The sequence below is a fragment of the Synechococcus sp. 1G10 genome, from assembly GCF_002252625.1.
Taxonomy (GTDB): Bacteria; Cyanobacteriota; Cyanobacteriia; order PCC-6307; family Cyanobiaceae; genus Regnicoccus_A.
Window position 1 is genome coordinate 1 of record NZ_NQKW01000067.1, and the last position, 1,041, is coordinate 1,041.

A 1,041-nucleotide genomic window follows, 5' to 3' on the forward strand; every position below is an offset into this window, starting at 1 on the left:
GGCAGAACCTCTTCAGGGAAGACGAAGTTTTCGTGCGGCTGGTCGGCCGGTGCCATCCAGGCACGCAGACCTTCGTTCAGAAGAATGTTCTTCGTGTAGAAGGTCTCGAATTCAGGGTCCTCAGCAGCGCGGATCTCCTGTGACACGAAGTCATAGGCGCGCAGGTTGAGGGCCAGGCCGATGATGCCGATGCTGGCGGTCCACAGACCCATCACCGGTACGAACAGCATGAAGAAGTGCAGCCAGCGCTTGTTGGAGAAGGCGATCCCGAAGATCTGGCTCCAGAAGCGGTTGGCGGTGACCATCGAGTAGGTCTCTTCTTCCTGGGTGGGCTCGAACGCCTTGAAGGTGTTCGACTGCTCACCGTCTTCGAACAAGGTGTTCTCCACCGTTGCGCCGTGGATGGCGCACAGCAGAGCACCGCCGAGGATGCCAGCCACGCCCATCATGTGGAATGGGTTCAGGGTCCAGTTGTGGAAGCCCTGCAGGAAGAGCAGGAAGCGGAAGATGGCGGCCACCCCGAAGGACGGCGCGAAGAACCAGCTGCTCTGACCCAGCGGGTACATCAGGAAAACGCTGACGAACACCGCGATCGGACCGGAGAAGGCGATGGCGTTGTACGGACGGATGCCCACCAGGCGGGCGATCTCGAACTGACGCAGCATGAAGCCGATCAGGGCGAAGGCGCCGTGCAGGGCCACGAACGGCCAGAGGCCACCGAGCTGCACCCAGCGCACGAAGTCGCCCTGGGCTTCAGGGCCCCAGAGCAGCAGCAGGCTGTGGCCCATGGCGTCAGCAGGGGTGCTGACGGCGGCGGTGAGGAAGTTGCAGCCCTCCAGGTAGCTGCTGGCAATCCCGTGGGTGTACCAGGAGGTGGCGAAGGTGGTGCCGGTCAGCCATCCACCCAGCGCCAGATAGGCGGTGGGGAAGAGCAGCAGACCGGACCACCCCACGAAAACGAAGCGGTCACGCTTGAGCCAGTCATCGAGGACGTCGAACCATCCCCGTGCGGCGGGTGCGCGCCCTAGAGCGATCGTCATG

Annotated in this window: 1 protein-coding gene; it reads right to left on the reverse strand. The window is 63.1% G+C overall.

Annotated elements, in window-relative coordinates; genetic code table 11:
- On the reverse strand, window positions 1-1,040 hold a 1,040-nt coding region (gene psbD / locus CJZ82_RS17495), incomplete at its 3' end, for a photosystem II D2 protein (photosystem q(a) protein) (protein WP_094557002.1).
- Window position 1,041: the final 1 nt, after the last annotated feature.